General features: G+C 66.4%; 30 protein-coding genes and 1 pseudogene. All 31 read left to right on the top strand.

What is annotated here, in order from left to right:
* Positions 1 to 429 precede the first annotated feature (429 nt).
* Positions 430 to 672 (top strand): annotated as a pseudogene (locus CXQ92_RS18565) (DNA translocase FtsK); the annotation flags it as partial.
* A gap of 2 nt (positions 673 to 674) precedes the next feature.
* Positions 675 to 1022 carry a hypothetical protein gene (locus CXQ92_RS01640; RefSeq protein WP_104164720.1) on the top strand — a complete coding sequence of 116 codons (348 nt, stop codon included), beginning with the start codon at positions 675 to 677 and terminating at the stop codon, positions 1020 to 1022.
* Positions 1019 to 1303, top strand: coding sequence for a hypothetical protein (locus CXQ92_RS01635; protein WP_146067351.1), 285 nt, complete (start codon positions 1019 to 1021; stop codon positions 1301 to 1303). Before CXQ92_RS01640 ends, CXQ92_RS01635 begins: the two co-directional genes overlap by 4 nt.
* Entirely contained in the window at positions 1300 to 1875 is a 576-nt protein-coding gene (locus tag CXQ92_RS01630) for a hypothetical protein (protein WP_146067350.1), read from the top strand. Before CXQ92_RS01635 ends, CXQ92_RS01630 begins: the two co-directional genes overlap by 4 nt.
* A 25-nt stretch (positions 1876 to 1900) precedes the next feature.
* Positions 1901 to 2149 carry a hypothetical protein gene (locus CXQ92_RS01625; protein ID WP_104164714.1) on the top strand — a complete coding sequence of 83 codons (249 nt, stop codon included), beginning with the start codon at positions 1901 to 1903 and terminating at the stop codon, positions 2147 to 2149.
* Positions 2146 to 2511 (top strand): hypothetical protein, encoded by a 366-nt coding sequence (locus CXQ92_RS01620; RefSeq protein WP_104164712.1) that lies wholly within the window; start codon positions 2146 to 2148, stop codon positions 2509 to 2511. The genes CXQ92_RS01625 and CXQ92_RS01620 overlap by 4 nt, the downstream gene beginning before the upstream one ends.
* Entirely contained in the window at positions 2406 to 2945 is a 540-nt protein-coding gene (locus CXQ92_RS01615; protein WP_104164710.1) for a DUF4326 domain-containing protein, read from the top strand. The genes CXQ92_RS01620 and CXQ92_RS01615 overlap by 106 nt, the downstream gene beginning before the upstream one ends.
* Positions 2946 to 2950: 5 nt before the next feature.
* A complete protein-coding gene (locus CXQ92_RS17740) occupies positions 2951 to 3976 on the top strand; it encodes an HNH endonuclease (RefSeq protein WP_146067349.1) in 1026 nt (341 codons plus the stop codon).
* A gap of 50 nt (positions 3977 to 4026) precedes the next feature.
* A complete protein-coding gene (locus tag CXQ92_RS01610; protein ID WP_258069654.1) occupies positions 4027 to 4338 on the top strand; it encodes a VRR-NUC domain-containing protein in 312 nt (103 codons plus the stop codon).
* 74 nt (positions 4339 to 4412) lie between these two features.
* Positions 4413 to 5066 carry a hypothetical protein gene (locus tag CXQ92_RS01605; protein WP_104164706.1) on the top strand — a complete coding sequence of 218 codons (654 nt, stop codon included), beginning with the start codon at positions 4413 to 4415 and terminating at the stop codon, positions 5064 to 5066.
* A 220-nt stretch (positions 5067 to 5286) separates the two neighbouring features.
* Positions 5287 to 5733 carry an HNH endonuclease gene (locus CXQ92_RS18845; RefSeq protein ID WP_368784547.1) on the top strand — a complete coding sequence of 149 codons (447 nt, stop codon included), beginning with the start codon at positions 5287 to 5289 and terminating at the stop codon, positions 5731 to 5733.
* A gap of 427 nt (positions 5734 to 6160) precedes the next feature.
* Positions 6161 to 6553: a hypothetical protein gene (locus tag CXQ92_RS01595; RefSeq protein ID WP_219815667.1), complete on the top strand. Its 393-nt coding sequence runs from the start codon at positions 6161 to 6163 to the stop codon at positions 6551 to 6553.
* A gap of 241 nt (positions 6554 to 6794) precedes the next feature.
* Positions 6795 to 7226: a hypothetical protein gene (locus tag CXQ92_RS01590; RefSeq protein ID WP_146067348.1), complete on the top strand. Its 432-nt coding sequence runs from the start codon at positions 6795 to 6797 to the stop codon at positions 7224 to 7226.
* Positions 7227 to 7247: 21 nt separating this feature from the next.
* Positions 7248 to 7733, top strand: coding sequence for a hypothetical protein (locus CXQ92_RS18015; protein ID WP_181033515.1), 486 nt, complete (start codon positions 7248 to 7250; stop codon positions 7731 to 7733).
* Between the two features lies 1 nt (position 7734).
* A complete protein-coding gene (locus CXQ92_RS01580; RefSeq protein WP_104164698.1) occupies positions 7735 to 9369 on the top strand; it encodes a large terminase in 1635 nt (544 codons plus the stop codon).
* 10 nt (positions 9370 to 9379) lie between these two features.
* Positions 9380 to 10801, top strand: a complete 1422-nt coding sequence (locus CXQ92_RS01575) for a phage portal protein (protein WP_104164696.1) — start codon at positions 9380 to 9382, stop codon at positions 10799 to 10801.
* Complete coding sequence (locus tag CXQ92_RS01570; RefSeq protein WP_146067347.1) at positions 10779 to 11591, top strand: hypothetical protein; 813 nt, start codon at positions 10779 to 10781, stop codon at positions 11589 to 11591. The genes CXQ92_RS01575 and CXQ92_RS01570 overlap by 23 nt, the downstream gene beginning before the upstream one ends.
* 78 nt (positions 11592 to 11669) lie before the next feature.
* Positions 11670 to 12386, top strand: coding sequence for a hypothetical protein (locus tag CXQ92_RS01565; protein ID WP_146067346.1), 717 nt, complete (start codon positions 11670 to 11672; stop codon positions 12384 to 12386).
* A gap of 24 nt (positions 12387 to 12410) precedes the next feature.
* Positions 12411 to 12821: a head decoration protein gene (locus CXQ92_RS01560; RefSeq protein WP_104164690.1), complete on the top strand. Its 411-nt coding sequence runs from the start codon at positions 12411 to 12413 to the stop codon at positions 12819 to 12821.
* A gap of 10 nt (positions 12822 to 12831) precedes the next feature.
* Positions 12832 to 13866: a major capsid protein gene (locus tag CXQ92_RS01555; RefSeq protein ID WP_104164688.1), complete on the top strand. Its 1035-nt coding sequence runs from the start codon at positions 12832 to 12834 to the stop codon at positions 13864 to 13866.
* Positions 13867 to 14271 carry a hypothetical protein gene (locus tag CXQ92_RS01550; RefSeq protein ID WP_104164686.1) on the top strand — a complete coding sequence of 135 codons (405 nt, stop codon included), beginning with the start codon at positions 13867 to 13869 and terminating at the stop codon, positions 14269 to 14271. It abuts the gene before it with no gap.
* Between the two features lie 15 nt (positions 14272 to 14286).
* Positions 14287 to 14676, top strand: a complete 390-nt coding sequence (locus tag CXQ92_RS01545; RefSeq protein ID WP_104164684.1) for a hypothetical protein — start codon at positions 14287 to 14289, stop codon at positions 14674 to 14676.
* The gene (locus CXQ92_RS01540; protein WP_104164682.1) at positions 14673 to 15032 is read left to right on the top strand and encodes a hypothetical protein; all 360 of its coding nucleotides are present in this window, start codon (positions 14673 to 14675) and stop codon (positions 15030 to 15032) included. The genes CXQ92_RS01545 and CXQ92_RS01540 overlap by 4 nt, the downstream gene beginning before the upstream one ends.
* Positions 15032 to 15277 carry a hypothetical protein gene (locus CXQ92_RS01535; protein ID WP_104164680.1) on the top strand — a complete coding sequence of 82 codons (246 nt, stop codon included), beginning with the start codon at positions 15032 to 15034 and terminating at the stop codon, positions 15275 to 15277. Before CXQ92_RS01540 ends, CXQ92_RS01535 begins: the two co-directional genes overlap by 1 nt.
* Positions 15277 to 15684 carry a hypothetical protein gene (locus tag CXQ92_RS01530; RefSeq protein WP_146067345.1) on the top strand — a complete coding sequence of 136 codons (408 nt, stop codon included), beginning with the start codon at positions 15277 to 15279 and terminating at the stop codon, positions 15682 to 15684. The genes CXQ92_RS01535 and CXQ92_RS01530 overlap by 1 nt, the downstream gene beginning before the upstream one ends.
* Before the next feature lie 9 nt (positions 15685 to 15693).
* On the top strand, positions 15694 to 15984 hold the full coding sequence (locus CXQ92_RS01525) for a hypothetical protein (RefSeq protein WP_104164676.1): 291 nt from the start codon (positions 15694 to 15696) through the stop codon (positions 15982 to 15984).
* Positions 15985 to 16038: 54 nt separating this feature from the next.
* A complete protein-coding gene (locus tag CXQ92_RS01520) occupies positions 16039 to 16617 on the top strand; it encodes a hypothetical protein (RefSeq protein ID WP_104164674.1) in 579 nt (192 codons plus the stop codon).
* Positions 16618 to 16872: 255 nt separating this feature from the next.
* Complete coding sequence (locus CXQ92_RS01515) at positions 16873 to 17202, top strand: hypothetical protein (protein ID WP_104164672.1); 330 nt, start codon at positions 16873 to 16875, stop codon at positions 17200 to 17202.
* Positions 17163 to 17789, top strand: a complete 627-nt coding sequence (locus CXQ92_RS01510; protein WP_181033514.1) for a DUF5361 domain-containing protein — start codon at positions 17163 to 17165, stop codon at positions 17787 to 17789. The genes CXQ92_RS01515 and CXQ92_RS01510 overlap by 40 nt, the downstream gene beginning before the upstream one ends.
* A gap of 36 nt (positions 17790 to 17825) precedes the next feature.
* A complete protein-coding gene (locus CXQ92_RS01505) occupies positions 17826 to 21923 on the top strand; it encodes a tape measure protein (RefSeq protein WP_104164667.1) in 4098 nt (1365 codons plus the stop codon).
* Complete coding sequence (locus CXQ92_RS01500; protein ID WP_104164665.1) at positions 21923 to 22753, top strand: hypothetical protein; 831 nt, start codon at positions 21923 to 21925, stop codon at positions 22751 to 22753. Before CXQ92_RS01505 ends, CXQ92_RS01500 begins: the two co-directional genes overlap by 1 nt.
* The last annotated feature ends 2 nt before the right edge of the window (positions 22754 to 22755 follow it).

Here is a 22755-nt window from a genome sequence, read left to right as displayed (position 1 = left end):
TGGGCGGCTCGCTTGATGTCCGCCATTGAAGCCGAGGTCGTCGTACCGGACCGCCTCGCCACACAGGGCAAGTACCTGCGCCTCTTCTCATCCGCCGGCGCCGCCTATGGCGAACCGCTCCTCATCGAACCGACAGGCGACGTCGGCCAGATCCTCATCTCTTGCGGGGAATCGTTTCTGGGCCTCCTCATGCCCGTGCGCTCCTCCGACGAGACAGACCTCGCAGGGAAGCTCCTCGAATGGCGCCAGGGCTGGCAGAACCGACTCCCGGACCTCGCGCTCGCGATGCCTGTGGCGACGAGGGGTAAGGACTTCCTGCAGGGGAAGGGCTTCCACGGTCCGATCATCATTTCGGCCGAAGAGGTGTCGGCCTGGGCGGAGCAGAACACGGTCGACGACGAGGAAGACGACGATGACGATCAGCCCGCCGAGGATGCAGGCGAAGATCTCGACCTCATGCGGCGGGCCGTCGAAGTCGTCGTCACCACCCAGTTCGGATCCACGAGCATGCTGCAGCGCAAGCTCCGCGTCGGCTTCGCAAAGGCCGCCCGACTCATGGACCTTCTCGAATCCCGAGGCATCGTCAGCCCCGCAGAAGGCACGAATGCCCGCGCCGTCCTCCTCCCCGCCGACAAGCTCCAGGACGCCCTGAGCCTGATCGGGGGCGAGGAGTGATGCCAGCACCCGTGCAGATCACCGAGCGCCTCGCTGCCGCAGGCAAAGCCCTCCAGGCAGCGTCACCGGCCGGAGCTCCCCCGTACAAGGGCTACGAGCCCCGCTGGGCAGCACGAGCCAGCGCCGCAGTCGAAGCAGCCGACACCAGCGACGCAGCACGCGGTATCCGCCGCGTCCGCGCCGACGAGACCGCCATCGAATGCGTCGCCCGAGCCATCAACCAGGACGGCGCCTACTGCGGCAACTGCGACTGGGAATCCGGCTGGGACGCCTGCACCGGCTGCCAAGAAGTAACCACCCGCTACGCACGCTCAGCGCTCGCCGTACTGACAGGAGACGCACGATGAGAAGAGACGCCGTAGATCTGCATCAAGCCAATGTCGGCCAATTGATCCTCGCCATCGGGCACGACGGAGCGCGGAAGGCATTCGAGAAGGTCGGCGACGACGAGTGGCAGCGTATGGGCGCTGGCGTCAACTACTCGGATGCCGGCGTGCGGGCCTGGGCGTACGACTGGTGCGACCTCGAGCAGCGCCAACCGATCGAAGTCCCATCGAACGTCGCCGTCGAGCGACTGCGCGCGAAGCTCGGTGCGGCCGCGTCCTCTGAGCGGCAGGCCAGCGCATGAGCGGCAAGTTGGCGGCAACCTTCCACGGCGCCGAGCCGGATCCGCAGACCGCGCAGCAGCTGGCGGTCGCGCGGGCCTACGTGGCCCGGGTGAACGAGTGCCCGTACCTGCACACGCACACAAGCCTCTACTGCTCGAAGTGCGGGTGGTTCGCCGACAGCCCCATCATGGCGCTTGTCGCTGAGGTGGACAGGCTCACCGCGACACCCGCCGGCGGGCAGCCCTCCGCAGTCCACGTGCCCGGACACGAGTGGCCCGAGCTCGACCAGCACTACATCCGAGCCACCGACGCCACCACCGCGCTCGCCGTGTACATCGACCAAGAGAGCGGCCGGGCGATTCCGGAGCATGAGGCGGGCAGGAAGGTCCGCGCCAAGCGCCTCAGCGAGGCGGAGATCGCCGCCGAGCTGTACCGGGCCGAGTGGACGGTTCTGCACCACAGGATCACCGGCCACGAGCTGTCCGAGCGCATCTATGGCAGCTGTCGCTTCGGCACCATCCCGGAAGGGGACCTGGACAAGGTCGCGACCGTCCGGCGCTTCGCCGAGCACCCCCACCACGACGTCGCGTAGCGACACCCCAACGAAGGAGACCACCATGCCCCGATTCACCGGCAAGCAGTACCCCGGAGCACTCAAGGACCTGCGCGAGCAGAAGCGGCGCGAAGCGGAGGACCGCAACGCCAAGCCCACCGCTCAGTTCGATGTCGCGGCCGAGATGAACGCACGCCCGGACAGAAAGCAGGGCCCGTCCGTTTTCCAGCCGATCGCACTGACCCCGGGCGCCGCCACACGCCTCCTCAACGCCATCTTCGGCAACCCAACCGACCGCGAGGTCCAGCCATGAGCCTCCAGGAAGAACTGCGAGCAGCAGCACAGGAGTCCGAGGACTACAGCCTGCTCACGCGGGCAGCTGACGCCCTCGATAAGGCTGAGCGGGCTCACCTCGAAGCGTGGGAGACCGAGGACGCCGTCGCCGTCGTATGGGGAACCCACGACGCTGCGCTCGCGGACGACGTGTACCGCGAGTTCTACGAACAGAATGCGTACGATCCGGGCCAGCACCCCGTCCTCGCGCAGTGGCGGGACAACGCCGTGAAGAAATGGGCTCGCCCGGAACTGCGCTTCATGGAGGAGTCTTGGCCCGAGGAAGCCTTCGGCAACGAGCCGGTCGGCGGCTGGGTGCCCTACCTGGTGCTGGCACAGTGAGCCCGCAACGCATTCAGCGCCGCCGCACGAAGGGCTGGCGCATGCCCGAGGACGCCGTCTACGTCGGCCGCGGAACTCGCTGGGGCAACCCATACCGCGTCGGTTACACGCAGGTGCGGATGCCCGCACTCGATGGCAGCGAGTGGGAGCTGGAGGGTCGGGGAGGGAAGACGAGCGGTCAGCGGCACCCCTTCCACCACCCAGGCGGCACATTCGAGAAGCCGATCATCTCCCTCCATCAGGTCGAGGATGCAACGGCTGAGCAGTGCGTCGAGCTCTACCGGCGCCTACTCGCCAGTCGGACCGCCATGCGCCTCAATGCCCGTGCGCTCGCCGGCACGGACCTCGCGTGCTGGTGCCCACTCGACCAGCCCTGCCACGCCGACGTCCTGATCGCGCTCGCGAATCCACCAGGTGAGAGGCAGGGCCCCTAAACCTCATGTCTTGGGTCAAAGGATCCGACACCGCCGCATTCCACCCCATCGTTCTGCGAGCGCTGGAGTTTGATGAGGCTGATGATCGGACGGTCAATGAGTTGTATGGGTTCGTGCAGCGGTGCGTGACGATGGCTGCGGCGCACGAGCAGGACTATCTGGTGACGCTGGGGACGGCGAAGTCTGTGGCTGGTATCTCTCGGTATCGGGTGATGACGGATCAGGCTGTGCGTGCTGGGTACATGAGCTGGGTGAAGGTTGAGGAGGATGGTGTTGAGCGCGATGCGCTGAAGCTGGTGGAGGACGAGAACCTCTTCCACATGGTGTTGAAGTCCGAGCGTGAGTGGATGAATCAGCGGAAGCGGGACGCCCGCAATCCGGAGCTGACGTTCCCCGCTCGGTTGAGGGACGGCGACCAGTGCCGGTACTGCGGGAACATCGTGTACTTCGGCGATCGGAAGTCCGGTCGTGGTGGTACGTACGATCACGTGGTGCCGGGCCAGGGTGAGCCGTCGCTGGAGATGTTCGTGGTGGCGTGCCGCTCTTGTAATTCCTCGAAGAAGGATGACCAGAGCGGGAAGGCGTGGGTGCCACTGCCAGCGCCGGCCGAGCCGTACTACTCCGAGTCGACGGCCGCGTTCCTCGCGAAGAACGACGTCGTCGTCAAGCCCTCCCCACGCAAGCCCTTCACCCCTGCGCCGGTCAACGGACCACAGGCAACGGCAGAGCGACCCGTCGAGCAGCCCGCCGTGGCAGCTCCGGTCGACCAGGCAACGGATACTTCCGGCCCGGTCCACGCTCACCCGGCCTCACCGGACCAGCGCACGGATAAACCCTCACCATCGGTCCGGCAGATTCCGGCAGGACATCAGGGTGACGGAACTGGATTTGCTGGGACGGGTCAGGACGTGACGGGACGGGCTGTGAAGGGACGGGGTAGGTCGGGTGGTGATGGTGGGGCAGCTAAGCCTCCGCCCTCTCATCCCTCTGGTAAACGCCGTCGTCGACCTCGGAACAGGAAACCGTCATGACCACATCTAGGACTCTCATGCCTGCTGCCTCTGATCATCGAACTACTACTGTGCTGGGTCTCTCTGAGAAGGACTTCCAGGAACGCGTCGTGCAGACCGCGAAGCTCCTCGGCTGGATGACCTATCACACCTATGATTCCCGCCGGTCGGAGCCGGGCTTCCCTGACCTCGTGATGATCCACCGGGTGCGGGAGACCATCCTCGTGCGGGAGCTCAAGTCCATGAAGGGCAAGACGACTCTGCCGCAGCAGCAGTGGCTCGCAGCGTTCGCGCTCCTCGGTATCGACTCCGGAGTGTGGCGCCCTGACGGGATCCTCGACGGCTCGATCGTCGAGACGCTGAAGGGAGCACCCCATGCCTAGACATGTTGAGGGCGAGTGCGGTTGCTGGGGATGCGTGCAGCAGTGGACAGACGACAAGCAGGAAGGAGCAGACCATGACGAACCACGACCTGAACACCCAGAAGCTCGATGAAGCGATCTCCCTCCTGGTGAATGAGACACCGCACGGCATCGAGTGCGACGGCCCGAACGGTGGGACCGTGACGAAGTGGGTCATGGCTGACCCGCTGCTCGTGCAGCTGCGGCGCGCGAAGACGCCCGGGATGGAGGGAGGATCCGGGGGCAGCGGCGGCCGGCCATCACCACTGGCACTGAACGCCTTCGACCTCTACCGCGAGATTGACGAGCAGGCAGGCTTCCTCTACTGGACCCACAAGGACGCCCGGCCCCTCCGGTCCTACACCCTTGAGGACCGCATCCAGTACTGGGTAGCTCGCGCCAGGCTGGACCGGGAATCACTGGCCGAGGCAGAGAAGATCGTGCTTGGGTGGAACCGATCCATCGAGGCGCTCTTCAATCCAAAGAAGGTGATCCCTCTGGCCGGCACCTGCCCGGAGTGCAAGACCGCCTTCCACTTCGTCGAGGACGACGGCGAGCGCACGAGGAAGACCGCACTTCACATCAGCACCGACGACGCCGGCCCGTACGCCGAGTGCGCCATCTGCGGCAAGCACTGGCCCGGGCTCGAACTGGTCAGCCTGTCCGAGCAGATCAGTGCGAGCAACCAGGCGGAGGAGAGTGGCACCTGATCGTAAGACCCCCCCCCCCGCGTGAACTATCGGACCCCTGCCCTAGTTAAGGAGAAACCCGGGAGGGGGTACACAGCGTGTACCCCCTCCCGATGCAAGCCCACCCCGCCCGACGTCCGCCCCCTCGGTGCCGCGCGCACCGCTGATGAATGCGCGATAGCAGTTGTTAAAAGCGATTGCTTCACGCTATTCTGAGAGGGCTTCGGAGAAGTGTCTCCAAATGCTGAGGCCCGGTGAACGCATTGCGTTCCCGGGCCTCATCTGTGCCACCAGCAATTGCTATTCGGTAGGACGTTCAATGCCACGAGCTCCGAAAAAATGCGCGGACCATCAGTGCGAGACGCGAGTCGTTGGCAAGCGCTACTGTCCCGAGCACACGACGGTGAACTGGCAGCGCGAAGGTACACCGCGAACGGCGACAGCTGAACACAAGGCATGGCGCTCGGCAGTACTGGCTCGAGACAAGGGCCAGTGCAAGATCCGTGGGCCGCGGTGCACCTACCGAGCGACCGAGGCGGACCACATTCTGGCCGAAGCATTCGGCGGCACGACCACGCTGGACAACGGGCAGGCTGCCTGTTCACCGTGCCACCGAGACAAGACCCAACAGGAAGCGGCCGAGGGCCGACGGCAGCAGCGCGCCGCCTACGATTCCGCCCTCGGATGACACCCAGGGGCCCTCCCCCCTCCCCGCTCCCATTGCTCTTACGGAGAGGTGCTGCAACTTTCTGTTTGTACGGGTCTGGGTATTTATGGCACAAGCGGTCGCGAATTGCCCGCATATCGCCTAATTCGCCGCCCCGGGTCATTCCACTCGCCGGTAAACGCCTATCGGCGCTCGCGGGATCACCTTTCTTACTTCCGCTTGATAGCGCGGATTATCCGTAACAAAAGGGTAGAATGAGGGCATGACGAAACGAGCGTGCGCGCATTGTTCAGCCCCTCTGAATTTGCTTCGGAGTGATGCGCTCTTCTGTTCTGCGAAATGCAGGGTGTACGCAAACCGCGCCCCGATACCAGCCGCGCTGAGGCGCCTCAATCGGTGGGTTCGGTGGGACTTGGTTGAGCGCCGCGGCCGCGTCGACAAGGTGCCGATGACACTCGCCGGCCGCCATGCGTCCTCGACGGATCCGGCAACCTGGACGGACTACACCGCTGCGAAAGCATCCAGGGTGGGCGTCGGTCTGGGGTTCGTGCTGAACGGCGACGGAGTGTCCTGCATCGACCTAGACGACTGCATGGTGGACGGGAAGCCAAACCCGCAGGCACAGGCGCTCATGGACCGATTCCCGGGCGCGTGGGTGGAGCTCTCACCCTCTGGCACTGGCCTGCACTTGTGGGGCACCGCAGCCGCCGGGCCCGGACGCCGCACCACGGTGGACGGACTCAGAGTCGAGTTCTACAGCACCGGGAGGTACATCACTGTCACGGGCCGCACGATCCGCGCGGGAAACCTCTCGACCAACATCGAGCTGCAGCTCGTCTAACGCTCAACAACGTACCTAGCTGACCGGCACACGGAGGCTAAGGAAACGCGGCCAAGAACTCAAGCCGGCAAACACAGAGGCCGGACGCAACCGCAGACTTCCACCCGTCCCGACCAGCCAAGCGGCCCGCCCCTGCACGAATCGTCAGGGCCAGCAGCAGCGCACGTCGGACGCAACACCGGGCACCGCCTCAGACCTGCGGTTGGTACAGGCAGAGGCGCCACAAGCGCGAGGAGTGAGCATGGCGATGGTCGCTCGGTTCCGAGTTGCAACCCGTGCCAGTGGCATCCGTCGTCAGGTCTGGGTGCACGTCTACGACGACGTCGACGAGCTCGCGCGGGCGCACAACAAGGACCGCGGCCGACCCTACGACCCCGACGAAGACATCGGTGGCGGCCTCGCCTCCGTTGGGGGCTGGCATTGGCCTCAGCCTGACCCCGGCCCGGTGCTCGTCATGCGTCTCTGGACGAAGCAGCTCACGACCCGCACCGTCGCGCACGAGGCAACGCACGCCGCCGCCGTGCTGTTCTTCGCTGACCACGTCGGCGGTTGGGACAGCCGAGCCCGCACGTTCTTCCTCGGCGACAACGAGACACTGGCCTACCTCATCGGTGACATCACTTCCGAAGTCATCGGGGGCCTGTACCGACTGCACCTGCTCCCGAGCAGCTGACCGAGACCGAGGAGGAACCAGATGGCCGGTAGAGGACCCGTCGGGAAGGACCCCTCGACCCGCTCGCGGCGGAACAAGGACCAGCAGGGCCTGCGGATCATCCAGGTCACCCCGGACGCGCAGCCGAAGCTGCCCACGATCTACTTCACGGACGCCGAGGGCAAGAAGAAGCGCTTCACCTGGCCGCTGGTCACCGTGCGCTGGTGGAAGATGTGGGGCGAGTCCCCACTGGCCGCCGAGTTCACCGCCAACGACTGGTCCGAACTCCTCGACACCGCACTCCTCCACGCACGGGTCTGGTCCGGCGACTTCCGGTTCGCCTCCGAGCTCCGACTCCGCGTGGCGAAGTTCGGGGCCACCCCGGAGGACCGCGCACGGCTGCGCATCACCTTCGCGCTCGCCGAAGAGGTCGAGACACGCAATCAGGACCGCGGCCGAGACCACAGCCAAGCCGGCACACCCGATGAGGGCCCCGACCCGAGACAGATCCTGAGGTCGGTGAACTAGCGTGGCGGTCCTGATTGTCCCCGAGCTGGATGATCAGCCATGGCCCACCCTCGGACCGCAGATGGTGTCCTTCATCGAGGACCGATGCGTCTTCGGGCCCGGCTCCCTCGCCGGCCGCCAGGCCGCCCTGGACGCCGAGAAGAAGGCGGCCCTGTACCGGCTCTACGAGGTGTACCCGGCCGGCCACCGGCTCGCCGGGCGCCGCCGGTTCAAGCGCGGCGGCATCGAGTGGCGCAAGGGCCTCGCCAAGACCGAGTTCGCCGCCTGGGTGTCGTTCTGTGAGCTGCACCCCGAAGCGCCGGCCCGCTGCGACGGCTTCGACGCCAACGGCAACCCCGTCGGCCGCCCGGTCATGTTCCCCTACATCCCCATGATGGCCACCAGCGAGGAGCAGGTCTCCGAACTGGCCTACGGCGTCCTGAAGTACGTCGTAGAGGAGGGCCCCGACGCGGACCTGTTCGACTCCGGACTGGACCGCATCATCCGCCTGGGCGCTCGCGGACAGAACGAGGGTCAGGTCGTCCCGGTTTCGAACGCGCCGAACTCGCGCGACGGTGCGCTGACGACATTCCAGTGCTTCGACGAGCCGCACCGCCTGTACCTGCCGAATCAGAAGAACGCCCACGAGACGATGACGGCGAACCTCGAAAAGAGGGTGCTGGAGGACCCGTGGTCGCTCTACACGTCGACGGCGGGCCAGCCAGGGCAGAACTCCATCCAGGAGGACCTGCGCAAGGAAGCCGAGGACATCGACAAGGGCCTCATCGATGACCCACAGATGTTCTTCTTCGCCCGCTGGGCGGGTCCCGAGCACAAGGACCTGACGACTCTCGATCTGCGGGTTGCGGCGATCTCGGAGGCCACGGGCCCGATCGGCGAGTACGGTCCCGGGCAGTTCGAGTCCATCGCCCGGCAGTGGGACCGCAAGGGCGCGGACAAGTCCTACCTCGAGCGGGTGTGGCTGAACCGCTGGCAGAAGTCGGCGGCGCAGGCCTTCGACCTCGACAAGTGGAAGACACTGGCCCGGCCCGACCAGAAGATCCCCGATGGAGCCTTCGTGACCATCGGATTCGACGGCGCCCGCTTCCGCGACGCCACCGCGTTCGTGGTCACGGACATCGAGACCGGCCTGCAGATGGGCGGCAAGGACCTCCTGTGGGAGCAGGACCCGAAGGTCGAGGACTGGGAAGTCGACGAGGACGAGGTCACCGCGAAGCTCGAAGAGCTGATGAAGAGGTTCAACGTCTGGAAGCTTTACGGTGACCCGCCGCACTGGACTGAGACGATGGGCTCCTGGTCGGCGAAGTACCCGGACCAGGTCGAGGAATGGTGGACGGCCCGAAAGACCCCGATGTCGTACGCCGTGCGCGCCTTCACCGAGGGCATCGACGCCGGAATCATCACGCACACCGGTGCCGAGGACTACACCCGCCACATCGGCAACGCCGGCCGCCGCGACCTACGCATCCTCGACGACCAAGGGCAGCCGCTCTGGACGCTCGGGAAGATCGAGCTCGACCGCAAGTTCGACCAAGCCATGGCAGGAGTCCTCTCGTGGAAAGCCTGCCTGGACGCCCGCAAGAGCGGGGCCAAACCGCGCCGCAAGAAGCGCTCTGTGATCCGCCGACTTCGCTAGGAGGTGCCCTGTGACCATCGACATCGACACCCCGAACAGCCCCGGCTGGTGGCTCGCGAAGCTCGACAAGAAGCGCGTCGGGCGGCTGAAGCGCCTCAACCTGCTGCACAGCTACCACATCGGGAATCCGCCGCTGCCGACGAACGTCGAGACCGCGCGGGAGTCCTTCCGTGAGTTCCTAAAGACCGCGCGCACGAACTACGCGGACGTCCTCGTCGGATCCGTGGCCGAGCGCATCACCGTCCGAGACATCCGGACCGCGCTCAGCGGCGAGGACGTCGACGACGAGGCGCAGCGCATCTGGAAAGAGAACGGCCTCGACGTCGAGTTTGCCGATGTCATCGAGAACATGCTGGCCCTCGGCGACAGCTTCATGATGGTCGGCAAGGACTCCGACTCGGACGAGCTGATCGTTACGGGCGAGGATCCTCGCCAGGTCGTTACCATCCACAACCCGGTGAAGCAGTCGGAGATCCGCGCCGCGTCCAAGACCTTCCACGACCCGGACGAGGAAAAGGACTACATCTTCCTCTTCATCAAGGGCCAGTGGGACGAGGAATCCGGCGCCTTCGGTCCGGCGATGCGATACGTCGCGTCGCGGAAGTCGAAAGGAAGCCCGCGCGGCCCGCTGTTCAGCAAGAACGCGTGGTCCTGGGACGCCGAGTTCGGCGGCGCCGCCGGCGAACCACTCCCCCACAGCCTCGTGCCGGTCGTCCGGTTCCGGAACCGCCGCGGCGTGGGCGAGTTCGAGCCTCACCTGGACCTGCTGAACCGAATTAACGACACCGTCTACCAGCGGATGGTCATCACCCTGTACCAGGCGTTCAAGCAGCGCGTGGTGCACATGGACGAAGACGAAGAGGAGGACGCCGAGGACGGGGCGGATGCTGAGAAGCAGCCGACCCTCGACGACGTCCTCACCTCTGACCCCGGGTCGTGGATCCAGCTCCCGAAGGACGCGAAGATCTGGGAGTCCACGCAAGCGGACCTCAACGGGATCCTGTCCGCGATCAAGGACGACGTGAAGCAGCTCGCCGCGGTCACCCGCCGGCCACTGTCGATCCTCGCCCCGGACAACCAGTCCGCGACGGGCGCGTCCTTCACCCGCGAGGGGCTGACCTTTGCCACCGAGGACAAGATGACCCGCGCCGCCCAGGCGCTGCGGGACCTCTTCTACCTGATCTTCCTCACCCTCGAGGACACCGAACGCGCGGACCGGTCGAAGATCATCATCGGCTGGATGCCCACCGAGCGTCACTCGCTTTCGGACATGTACTCCGCCGTCGCCCAGGCGCAGGGGTCCATGGCCAAGAAGACGATCTGGCGCGAGATCCTGCAGAAGACGCCCGAGGAGATCCGGCAGCTCACATCTGAGCTGGCGGACGAGATGCTGCTCGCGGAGGACCTCAATGCTCCCGCAAACACGGCTTGACGCGAACTACCGCAGACAGGTTGGTGCCGTCCGGGCCCGGGTCCTCGCCTACGCCGAAAGGCAGTGGGGAGGACTCGGGTCCTACCGGGACGCAGACTACGAGATGCTCGTCGCCCAGCTGGTGCCGCGCGTCGAGGCAGGTCAGCAGCGGATCGCGGACCTCACCGACGCGTACATCCGGCAGGTGTCCGAGCTCGAGCTGAAGCAGGCCGTGCGGACGGGCAGCGCAATCGCCGCGAGCACCGCCGCGCTCCGCGGTGTGGACGCGGCAACGGTCTACCAGCGGCCGTTCAACACCGTCTACACCAAGCTCGGCGAGGGCAAGTCGCTCACCGCGGCAGCAGCCGCCGGCGGCGCGCGCCTGACCGACATCGTCGGTACCGGCCTCCAGCTCTCCAAGACCCACGCCGCCCGCGACACCATGAGCCGCTCAAGGTTCACCGCACACCGACGGGTGCTCACCGGTCGCGAGAACTGCGCGCTGTGCGTCATCGCCTCCACCCAGCGCTACAACCGGGGTGACCTGATGCCGATCCATCCTGGTGACGACTGCGATGTGAAGCCGTATTTCGGCGAGGACAAGCAGGTCATCGACCGAGACCTGCTGGAGCAGACGCAAGCCGCTATCGAACAGGAGTTCGGCGACAGCGACCGCGGCGCCAGGATCCTCGATGGCCGCAACGAACGCTCCGACTACCTCGACCTCATCGTCGCGAACCAGCACTCCGAGATCGGTCCGATCATCGGCTGGCGCTCGCAGCACTTCGCCGGACCCGAGGTCCTTACCTAAAGAATTCCGCGCGGCGCTCGCCGCACCGGATGCCCCGCCATGGGGCGCACCAACGAACCCGTCATGGGAGGAAACCGCATGCTCACGAATACCCTGCAGCCCCACGGGCTGAACCTGCACGAGCCCGGAGCGCTGACCAAGCTCTTCGCGCTCCGCCGCGCGACTCTCGGCGACGCCCGCATGGACAACGGTGATGGCACCGGTGGCGACACCGGTGGAACCGGGACCGGCGCCGGTGGCGACAACGGCTCCGGCGGCAACGGCAGCGACACCGACACCGGCTTTCCGGCCAATACGTCCGTCAAGGACATGAAGCCGGAGGAGCAGTCGGCCTACTGGCGGCACCAGGCGCGCAAGCACGAGGACCGGGTCAAGGCCTACGGCGACCTCACCCCTGAGCAGGCTCGCCAGCTCAAGAAGGACATCGAGGACAGCCGAACCAAGAGCCTCACGGAGCAGGAACGCGCCGTCGAAGAGGCGAAGGAAGCCGGCCGCGCCGAAGTGCGGTCGGTGCTCGGTCAGGAACGCGCCCGCAACGCCTTCGAGAAGGCTCTGGCGGGCCGGACGGTCGACCCGGGCGCCATGCTCGGGCTCAACCTCGGCGAGTACATCGACGGAGACAAGGCCAAGACCGACGAGATCAAGAAGTGGGTCACGGAGAACTCCACGGAGTCCTCCAAGCAGGACAAGCAGCGCTTCCCCTTCACAGGGCAGGGCAACCGTGAGCAGGCATCATCCACGCCCGGCGACGCAGGCCGGGCAGAAGCGGCACGCCGCTTCAAGAAGAAGGACTAACCACTCCCATGAAAGGACCGGATCATGACTGAATTCGGCGTCATCAGCACCACCCACCAGGCCGAGGACCGCTCGTGGCTCATCGGCCCGCACGGCACCGATCCCGGCACCACGCCGTCGATCACTCTCGACCTCGCCCTGTTCGATCAGGCGACGCACTTCCCGCAGGGCACCATCCCCTCGGGCATCGTGCTCGCGAAGAACGAGACCACCGAGCTGTTCGGGCCGTATGACCCCGCAGCCACGGACGGCCGACAGGCCGCCTCCTGCATTCTCTTCGGGTCGCTTCCCGCGCGCGCCACTTCGGGTCGCGTCGGCGGTGCCGGCGTCGTGCATGGCTTCGTCAACCCGGACCGCCTGCCGCTCAAGGCTGGCGCCGGTTCCCTGGACACCGCGGCCCGCGGTGCCCTCACGCTCATCCACTTCGGACTCTGAGGAGTAACCCATGGCAATTTTCTACGAAGCGCCGGTTCCTCCGGTCGATCTGACGACCTTCATCCGTGAGGTCCCCGTCCCCTCGAACCTCGCGTTCCTCGTCGCGTTCCCTGCGCGCTACCTGACGACGAACACCGTCGACTTTTCGGAGATCCTGCGCACCAACCGCGCAGCGAAGTTCCGCACCTTCGACGGCCGCATCACCGTCTCCCAGCGCGACGGCGGGTCCGACAAGCGGGTCCCCCTCATCCCGCTGTCCACCTCGCTCAGCCAGGGCGAGTACGAGCGGCTCAAGCTCGAATTCGCCCGCACCGGAGGCACCCGCTCGGAGGCGCTCGCCAACGCCACCTACAACGACGGCGAGCAGCTCACCCGCGAGGTCCAGAACCGCCTCGAGCTCGCCTGGGGTGACCTGCTGACCGACGGCAAGATCACCATCAACGAGAACGGCGTGAACGGCGAGTACGACTTCGGTGTTCCCGCCAACCACCTCGTGACCGCGGCCACCCTGTGGTCGAACATCGCCGCGCCCGCGCTCGACGACATGATCGCCTGGAACGACGAGTACCGGCGCACCAACGGGGTTCGCCCCGGCGCCCAGCGGACCACGGAAGGCGTCCTGCGGCTGCTCCAGCGCAACACGCAGATCGTCAACGCGGTCCATGGCGCACAGACGGGCAAGACCCGTGTGACGTTCTCCGAGCTGAACGACCTGCTCGACTCCGAGAACCTCGCGCCCATCGTTCTTCAGGACGTGGCGCGGTTCGACGTCGACGGCGTCATCACCCCGGTCATCCCCGATGACCGCGTGATGCTCACCCCGGCGGACCTCGCTGACCTCGGCTACACCGCCTTCGGCGTCTCGGCGACCGCACTCGAGCTGGTCGACTCCGAGAAGGTCGAATTCTCCTTCGAGAACGCGCCCGGCATCGTCGGCGTCACCGAGAAGGTCGGTCCGCCGTACCGCGAGTTCACCTACGTCGACGCCACGGCGCTGCCGATCCTCTCGGACGCCAAGCGCCTCTTCGTCGCGAAGGTCCGATAGATGAGCGGGAAGCTGAACACGTTCGTGCACGTCCACCGGGACGGCGAATCCAAGGGCTTCGGCCCGGGAGACACCGTCCCGGAATGGGCGGCCAAGCTCATCACCAACCCCAATGTCTGGGAAACTCCCCCGACGAAGGCAGAGGAAGAGCCCCCCGGCGCGGGCCCGGGAGACACGAGCGGCGGCAGCGGCACCGCGCCCGGCGGCGACGGAGCAGGCTCCACGGATGACCAGGGCGACGCCCAGAGCCCCTCGGAGACGCCCATCCCACCCAAGGGTGGCAAGGGCTCCAGCGCATCCGCCTGGGCCGCCTACGCCGCTTCCAAGGGCTTCGAGGTCGACGCGGACGCCAAGGCATCCGAGATCATTGACGCGCTCGCGGACGCCGGCATCCCCACCGAGTAGTTGAAGGAGGCCCTCATGGCTGAGATTGCGACGAAGGACAACGTGATCGAGGCGTGGGGGCCTCTTTCGGTTCGGGAGGAACAGGTCGTCGACTGGCTCATCAGCGAGGCCGACACCAAGCTGCGCCTGCGGGTGCCGGCCATCGATGCGGTGATGGAGGCTGGCGGCCTGCAGGCAAAGCTCGCGACGATCGCTGTCGTCAACGCTGTGAAGCGGGTCCTCCTGAACCCCGAGGCGGTACGCCAGATCAGCACGACGACGGGGCCGGTGACGGACTCGAAGACGATCGACGCGGCCGTGTCCTCGGGTCTCCTCTACATCTCCGAGGAGGACCTGCGGGGCTTGCTGAGGAAGCCCCGCAGGTCGGGCATCCGGTCTTTCCGGGTTAGGTCGGGCTACCGATGACCCGCCGTATCAGCGAGACGGTGCAACGGCTCCCGCACCTAGGCGGCCGGACCGACGATGACGGCAACCCCATCCTCGACGGGCACGGAAACGAGATCGCGGGATGGGGCGACCCCGAAGTAGTCGGCATCTACGTCTTCGATCCGGGCTCATCCTCTGAGCCGCGCGAGCCGGGCGGCTCGCGGGTCGTCGTCGAACCAAAGATCTATGGGCCCTTCGACATGCCATTCACGCACCTGGACAAGGTCGAGGCGCGCGGCGGCTCCTACACGGTCGAGGGCGTACCTGCGAGGTGGCGGCACCCGGGCGGCCGGGATGTCGTATCCGTGGTGGAACTGAGGAAGGTGACCGGCTGATGGCGCAGAAGATCAAGCTGAACCTCGAAGGCTTCCGGAAGCTCCGGACCAGCCCGGAGGTCGTCAAGGACCTCGAGCGGCGCGGCAAGAACATTGCCGCGGCGGCTGGGCCCGGCATGGAGGCGTCGACCTACGTTGGTCGCAACCGTGCACGAGTCTCGGTCATCGCGAACACGCCGGCCGCCAAGCGGCGGGAGGCCCGGGATCGGGCGCTCACCAGGGCGCTCGACGCCGGGCGGCGCTGATGGAGGAACCTTTGTTCGGGGATGCCCCGGCGCTCCTGCGCAAGATCCTCATCGCGCGTCTCCTCGCACGGTTCACCGTGCAGATCCCGGTGTCCACCCGGCGACCGGGTGACCTTCCGCCGGAGTTCATCCGGATCCTGCTCGTCGGCGGGAACCGGAAGAACAAGATCACCGTCTCTCGGACCTTCGTCATCGAGGCATGGGCGGGAAGCTCAGCACGAGCCGTCGAGCTGGTCGAAGCGACCTACTCGATCATCCACAGCCTCGAGAACTCGGTCGTCGACGGCGTGCAGTTCGGCGCGATCGGCGACTTCGCTCTCCCCGCGGACCTGCCGGACCCCGATACCGAGCATTCCCGATTCACGTTCACCACCGAAATCGACATGAGCTACATCGACACGATCTAGGAGATCGCCATGGCTGAAGCAGCCGACAGCACGACCCTCTTCCACCCGACCGCTCCCGGCGTGACCCGTGAACGCGAGGACAAAGCCGAGTTCGAGGCCCACGTCGAAGCCGGCTGGCTGACCGAGGACCCGAAGGTCACCGCCGACAAGGAAGCCGAGGAAGCCGCGGAGACGGCTCGGCGCTCCGAGGCGGCCCGGAAGGGCGCCGAAACACGCAAGAAGAGGACCGAGGAGCAGCCCATCGCCGCTCCTGGCAGCTCGGACGCGCCCGTCGTGGCGGTCGTCAACGAGACCCCGTAGTAATCCCACACCCTTTCGGCTGACCGGGCCGGCACTACTTCCCTTGGAGGAAACATGAGTGATGTACGAAACCTGACCGCGGGCGGCCCGGCGGCCACCGGCGGCATCCTGCGCGCCCCGCTGGGCTCCGTCCTTCCCGTGGACGCCACGACCGCGTTCGCGGCCACGTGGAAGCGTCTGGGCCTCGTCGGCGAGGACGGCCTCGCCCCGTCCGGCGAACGGAATCTGGAGAGCATCCGCGACTGGGCTGGCGACACCGTCGCTGACCTGCAGACGGACCACTCCTCGGCGTTCACGTTCCCGCTGCTGGAGGTCTTCAACGAGGACGTCCTGAAGACGGTGTTCGGCGACGGCAACGTCACCGTCACCGCGGCGACCGCGACGAAGGGCAAGCTCTACACGATCATCGAGGACGGCGCGCAGCTGCCGTTCGCGGCTTACGGGTTCGACATGCGCTACATCGACAAGCGCCTGCGCATCCTCGTGCCCAACGGCAAGATCACGACCGTCGAAGAGACGCCGTTCGTCGTCGGCGGCCTCAACATGTACACCTGCACGGTCTCGGCCTACAAGGACGAGTCCGGCAAGAAGGTCTACCGCTACTACGACGACGGCAAGTTCACCGCGGCCTAGTAGCCCTGCTTGCTTCCCTGTACGCCGACGGCGGGCCGGTCCGGACCCGTCGTGGTAACTCCTGGCCGGTAGCCCCGGCTGAGGGGCCAGAGGGTCGCGACCTCAGAGCGGCAGCGCAGCAATCAGACCGGCGGCGCGGGCTTTTCCATGGTGGGCTTCCCCGCGCCGCCACCCACCAGCACTACCGGCACCACGAGAAGCCCGCCACCAGCCCGATCAGGGCATGAATCCCACCAGCAGAGAGAAGAACCCACCATGGCACAGACCAACACCGCAGCATCAGCCAAGGCCGCCGGCGCGAAGACGCCCGACGACAAGAAGAAGCCCCGCCACAAGAAGTCCGAACGGTTCAAATGGACCTCCGACGACGGCGACCTGCTCCAGGCGATCTACGTCGAGAACCTGCCCTACAGCCTCGTGGAAGGATTCGCCGAGATCAAGGACACCGAGGTCCAAAAGGTCCTGATCAACACCATCCTCTCCGAGGAAGACGCCGCGACGTTCCGTGACCTCACCGTCGGGGAAGTCATGGAATTCCTCGAGCAGTGGCAGGAGGAGTCCTCGATCACGCTGGGGGAACTCTAAGCCTCGCAGAGCTCATCCGTGAGCAGGGCGAGGCACTTGAGTACGAGCTGATCATGCGCGGGCTGCGCCTCCGCCACCTGCCCAGCCGACGATTCAACTGGCGGGACCTCTGGGTGATCGTCAAACACCTCCCAGAGGACTCGGCAATCCACCGGGCGCTCGCCGTCATCGACGAGGACAGCATCTGGAGCCCCGAGATGATGGTCAACGCCGAGATCCTCGACCTCGTCGCGTACCTCGTCTGGTTCCAGACTAAGGACGGGCAGACAGGCCGCAACCGGCCCAAGCCCTTCCCTCGCCCCGGCTACCGGCAGAAGAAGGAAGAGTACGCCCCGCTGCCCACCGAGGAAATGCTCGAGTGGCTCGGCTGGACGGCTCCGAACGACATCGGGGAGCTCGAAGCGGTCATTGAGACCGAGGAACGGTCCGAGGCTGCCCGCTCACGGACGAAACTCACCGAGGACGACGTCCGGGCCATCCGCGCCGATACCAGCCACTCACAGGCCGCGCTCGCCGCGCGGCATGGGGTGTCACGCTCAACGATCAGCGCGGTCCTTAACGGCCGCACCTGGCAGCACGTCACCTGAGGCCGAGGGGCCTCCTAATCCAGTAGGAGGCCCCTGATGGCAATGGTCGAGCTCGGAACCGGTGCAATCAACCTCGTCTCGACGTCGAAGGGACTCGGCAAGAGCGTTGCCACGGAATTCGGTGTCATCGAGAAGGAGGCCGACAAGAGCAGCGGCCGGATCGGGTCGAAGCTCTTCGGCGGGCTGAAGACGACGGCGAAGGTCACCGGCGCCGGCGTTGCCGCGGTCCTCGGCACCGCCCTGGTGAAGGGCTTCGGTCGCCTGTCGGCGATCGAGAACGCCCAGGCCAAGCTCTCCGGGCTGGGCAACTCGGCGGAAGACGTCAAGAGCATCATGACCGATGCCATGGCGGCCGTGAAGGGCACTGCCTTCGGGATGGACGAGGCAGCCACCACGGCCGCCGGCGCCGTCGCGGCCGGCATCAAGCCGGGAAAGGACCTCGAGGGCGTCCTGCGGCTCGTCGGCGACGCGGCGACCATCGGCGGCACCTCAATGTCCGAAATGGGGTCGATCTTCAACAAGGTCGCCACCTCGGGCAAGGTGCAGGGCGACGTGCTCGCGCAGCTGGGCGACAAGGGCATCCCCATCGTGCAGCTGCTCGCGGAGGAGCTCGGCGTCACCGCCGAGGAGACCGTCAAGATGGCCTCCGACGGCAAGATCAACTTCGAGACCTTCCGCAAGGCCATGGAGACCGGAATGGGTGGGGCCGCCCTCAAGAGCGGCAACACCGTATCGGGCGCTTTCAAGAACATGAATGCGGCCCTTGGGCGCTTCGGTGCAGCTCTGCTGAAGGACACCTACCCCCTGATCGGTCCCGTCTTCGGGACCCTAACAACGTGGATCGATAAGGCAACTGAGAAGGTCGGCCCGCTGGCCGCGGCCTTCTCCGGCACCCTGTTCTCCAGCCTGCAGAGCCTCTGGGGCATCATCTCTCGCCGGGACTTCACCGGGCCCATCTTCGGGCTGCAGGAGGACCACGCCTTCATCGGGTACCTCTTCACACTGCGTGACGCGGCAGCGGTGACTTTCACCGAGCTCCGCGGTGGAATCCGAGCCTTCGGTGCGGCGTGGCATTACAACGACGGCGACATCACCTCCAGCGGCTTCCCCGGCTTGATGGAGCGCCTCGGCTACATCGGCAGGCAGGTCTTTGGGGAGCTGCGCGGATCGGTCCTCGCCTTCGGCGCAGCTTGGCGCTACAACGACGGCGACATCACGAGCTCAGGCCTACCCGGGTTCATGGAACGGGTCGGATACGGCGCCCGGCAAATCTGGGATTCCCTGAAACTCCTCGACTTCTCGTCCTTCAACGGCTTCGTCTCCTCGCTCAGCGGCGTCGGAGGGGTCGCTGGAGCCCAGCTGGGAAGCATCGGCCAGTCCCTGACCACCCTCGCCCCAGCCGGGCGGGAATTCGCCAACCAGCTGCCCGCCATCACAGGCGGGCTGGTCAAGCTCGCAGCCTTCGGCCTGACTGTCGTCACCGGAGCGCTCGCGTTCCTCGCCGAGCATGTGGACACGATCATCCGGTTCATGCCGTTGATCGTCGCCGGGTTCGTCGCCTGGAAGGTCGCATCACTGGCCGCCGCTCAGGGCACGATGGGTTTGCAGGCGGCACAGCTGGCAATGACTCCGGTCATCACGCTGAACAACATCCTGCGGCTCACTGCGATCCGCCTCGAAGGGCAGCAAACACGCGCTCTGGCCACCAGCACGCTCGCCCAGACGACGAACAACACCACCACGAACGCCGGCGCCATCACCCGAACCCGGATGGCGCTGTCCACCGCAGCGATGTCACTCGCCAACGGCGGCCTGGCTCGCTCGCTCGGCCTGACCACCATCGCGCAGCGCGGGCTGAACCTCGTCATGCGTGCCAACCCGATCGGCCTGATCATCACGGCCATCGGCCTGCTCGTCGCCGGCCTCGTGTGGTTCTTCACCCAGACCGAAGTCGGCCAGCAAATCGTGCGGGCCGCCTGGGCCGGAATACAGGCGGCCGTGGGCGCCGTCGTGTCGTGGTTCCAGACCACGGTCCTGCCGATCACACAGCAGGTCTTCGCTGCCATCGGCGCAGCCGCGTCCTGGCTCTATACGAACGTCATTCGGCCCGCCTTCGCCGGCATCCAGGCGGCAGCAGGCTGGGTCGTCGGCGCCTTCCGCAACGCGCTCGCCGTCGCACAGCCGGTCTTCGCCGGCATCGGAGTGGTCCTGAACTCCTTCTGGATGCTGGCCTCGAAGATCTTCCAGATCATCGTCGCGGTGGTCCGGAACATCCTGATCCCAGCCTTCATGGCTTTCTGGCGGGGAACGATCGTCCCAGTCTTCGCGGCCGCCGGCGCGATCATCTCCTCCTGGTGGGCGCGGGCACAGGCGATTTTCGGTCTCGTGGTGGCCTTCGTGCGGGGGACCCTCGGCGCGATCTTCACCTGGTTCCGAGATTTGATCATTACCCCGGTATTCGGCTTCATCTCCGGGCTGATCTCGACGCAGGTCCGCGGGTGGACGGTCATCTTCCAGACAGTCGTCGGCTTCTTCCGCAACACCCTCGGCCCGGTCTTTTCCTGGCTGTACAACAACGCCATCAAGCCGGCCATGGACAAGGTCGGCGGCGTCGTGCGCGGCGTCTACGACCGGACCCTGAAGCCGATTTTCGACGGCATCGCGGACATCATCCAGAACAAGGTGCCGCTAGCCTTCAAGCTGGGCGTCGATGCGGCTGGGAAGTGGTTCAAGGGACTCGAGAACCTTGCGAAGTCCCCGATCCGGTTCGTCGTCGACACGGTCCTCAACAAGGGCCTGATCGCCAACGTCAACAAGATCGCGGACAAGGTCAAGGTCGGCCGGCTCCCGGACATCGCGCTCCCGCGCGGCTTCAAGAGCGGCGGCTACACCGGGGACCTACCGCGAGGCATGAAGGCCGGCGACGTACACGGGCGCGAGTTCGTGTTCGATGCCGACGCCACTGCGGCCGCCGGGCCGAAGACTCTGGCCGCGATTGCTCACGGGCTGAAGACCCACGGCCTGAAGGGCCTCGCCGCGACCATCGGCGAGTCGCCTCAGCTCGCTGTCGGCTCCAGTGTTTACGGCGGCATCCCGTCCTTCTCCGGGCGAGACGTCCAGGCCATTGATGGCGCGAACCGTGTGCGCATCAACGGCGACGCCGCCTCGAACTCACACTGGTTCCTGAACCAGGCGGTCAGGATGTGGAACGGGTTGGCGAACCTGACCCTTATCCCGAACGGGGCGAGGTCAGGGCCCGAACCTATTGTCGGGGCAAGTGAAGGCCCTTCCCTCTACGGGAACATCCTTAATGGGGGTTGGGCCGGCTACTACGCGAACTCCGGGATCAGATTCAACCCCGCCGCGCGGTACATGAGCCCCATTCAGAGGCGGACTGTCGCCGCGCACGAGGTCGGCCATGCCATCGGCCTCCCGCATGCGATGGCAACGGGCGCCTACTCAATCATGAACTACGACAACATGTTCAGCCACAACCGGGTGACGGCGGCTGACGCCGCCGCCCTCCGGTCCATTTACGGGCCTCCGGGCAGCGGGAACGTCGCGACGCCCGTCGGGGACGTCGACGGTGGGGGCGACGGCAAGGGCCTGCTGGACACGATCCTCGGGCCGTTCCGGAAGATCGCGGACGGCCTGATCGACAGCATCAGGAGCAACTTCCCCGGAGCGGGTACCTTCGTCGACCTCGCCGTCGGCGCTGGGAAGGAAGTGCTGACGATGGCCACGAAGTGGATGTCGGACAAGATCGGCGCCCTGAAGGACATCGCGTCCAACATCTGGGACGGCGCGAAGAACATCCTCGGCCTCGGGAAACTCGCCCCGCAAAGCCAGTTTCCGACCCTGTACGACACAGGCGGAGAGGTACCCACCAATGGGGGCCGGCCGTTCCTGATCCAGAACAAGACCCGGAAGCCGGAGCTGATCCACACACCGGGTCAGCTCGCCGCCCGGGACCGGTTCGTCGCAGCGCAGGCGCAAGCGCAGGCGGGCGGCGGCTGGTTCGAGGGCCAGCTGGTGCTCGACTCCGGTGAGCTAATGGGAACCATCCGCGGCGAGGTTCGCCGCGGGATCAACGATGCGGCCTCCGGGGCGCGATACACGAGGGTGGGGCGCTGATGGTTGAGCTGGCAGTTGAGGCGATACTCGACGAGCCCTGCCCTCGGGCCGGCATCACGCTCACCGGGCTCGCGCCCGGTGAGCACGTGGTGTCGGTCTGGCGGACCGCTGACGGGCAGCGCGTCCCGGTCCGGGGCGCGCGGATGGTGGACGTGGTCGACTCCGCATACTGGGACGACTGGGAGGTGCCCCTCGGTCGCTCGGTCTCCTTCGAGCTCGAGGTCGTGGGCGGACCGGACGCAGGCGTGCAAGGCATCACCGGGGAGGTGACCGTCGACGCGGATTTCGGGTACGTGCAGGACCCACTGAACCCGGCCACGGCCGTCCGGGTCATGCACCGCAACGCGCAGGGCGGACCGGCGGTCCTCGTCTCGGGCACGTTCGCGAAGATGTCCTACGCCTCCGACATCAGCACGTTCCAGATCATGGGATCCAACACACCGGTCGGTATCGGCGGGGTGCGGCAAGCCGCCTCCGGTGTGCCGCTGTCGATGCTGACCCGCGGCGAGGAAGAGAATCTGCGGATGCGGGACCTCGTGGCAGGTACCGCGATTCTCGTCATCCGGGGCCTGCCCGAGTGGGGTGCCCGCGTCCCCGCCAGCGCGTCCTACGCCGCCGGCACGGTCACCGAGTCCAACCCGCTGCCGGGTGACCAGGTCACCGTGTGGGAGACGACCGGAGACACGGTCCGCGGGTCCTCCGCCAAGATCCTGGTGGCCCTGTGGACCTATCAGGACGTCGCGGACATCTTCGCGACCTACGACCAGAAGCGGGCCGCCGCCGGCGGCCGCGCGTACCTCGAAGACCAGAAGAACCCAGCGAACGTCTAGGA

Source organism: Arthrobacter sp. SX1312, assembly GCF_002929295.1.
Taxonomy (GTDB): domain Bacteria; phylum Actinomycetota; class Actinomycetes; order Actinomycetales; family Micrococcaceae; genus Arthrobacter_D.
The sequence above is the reverse complement of the archived record's forward strand: the minus strand, read 5'-3'. Positions and strand labels throughout refer to the sequence as shown.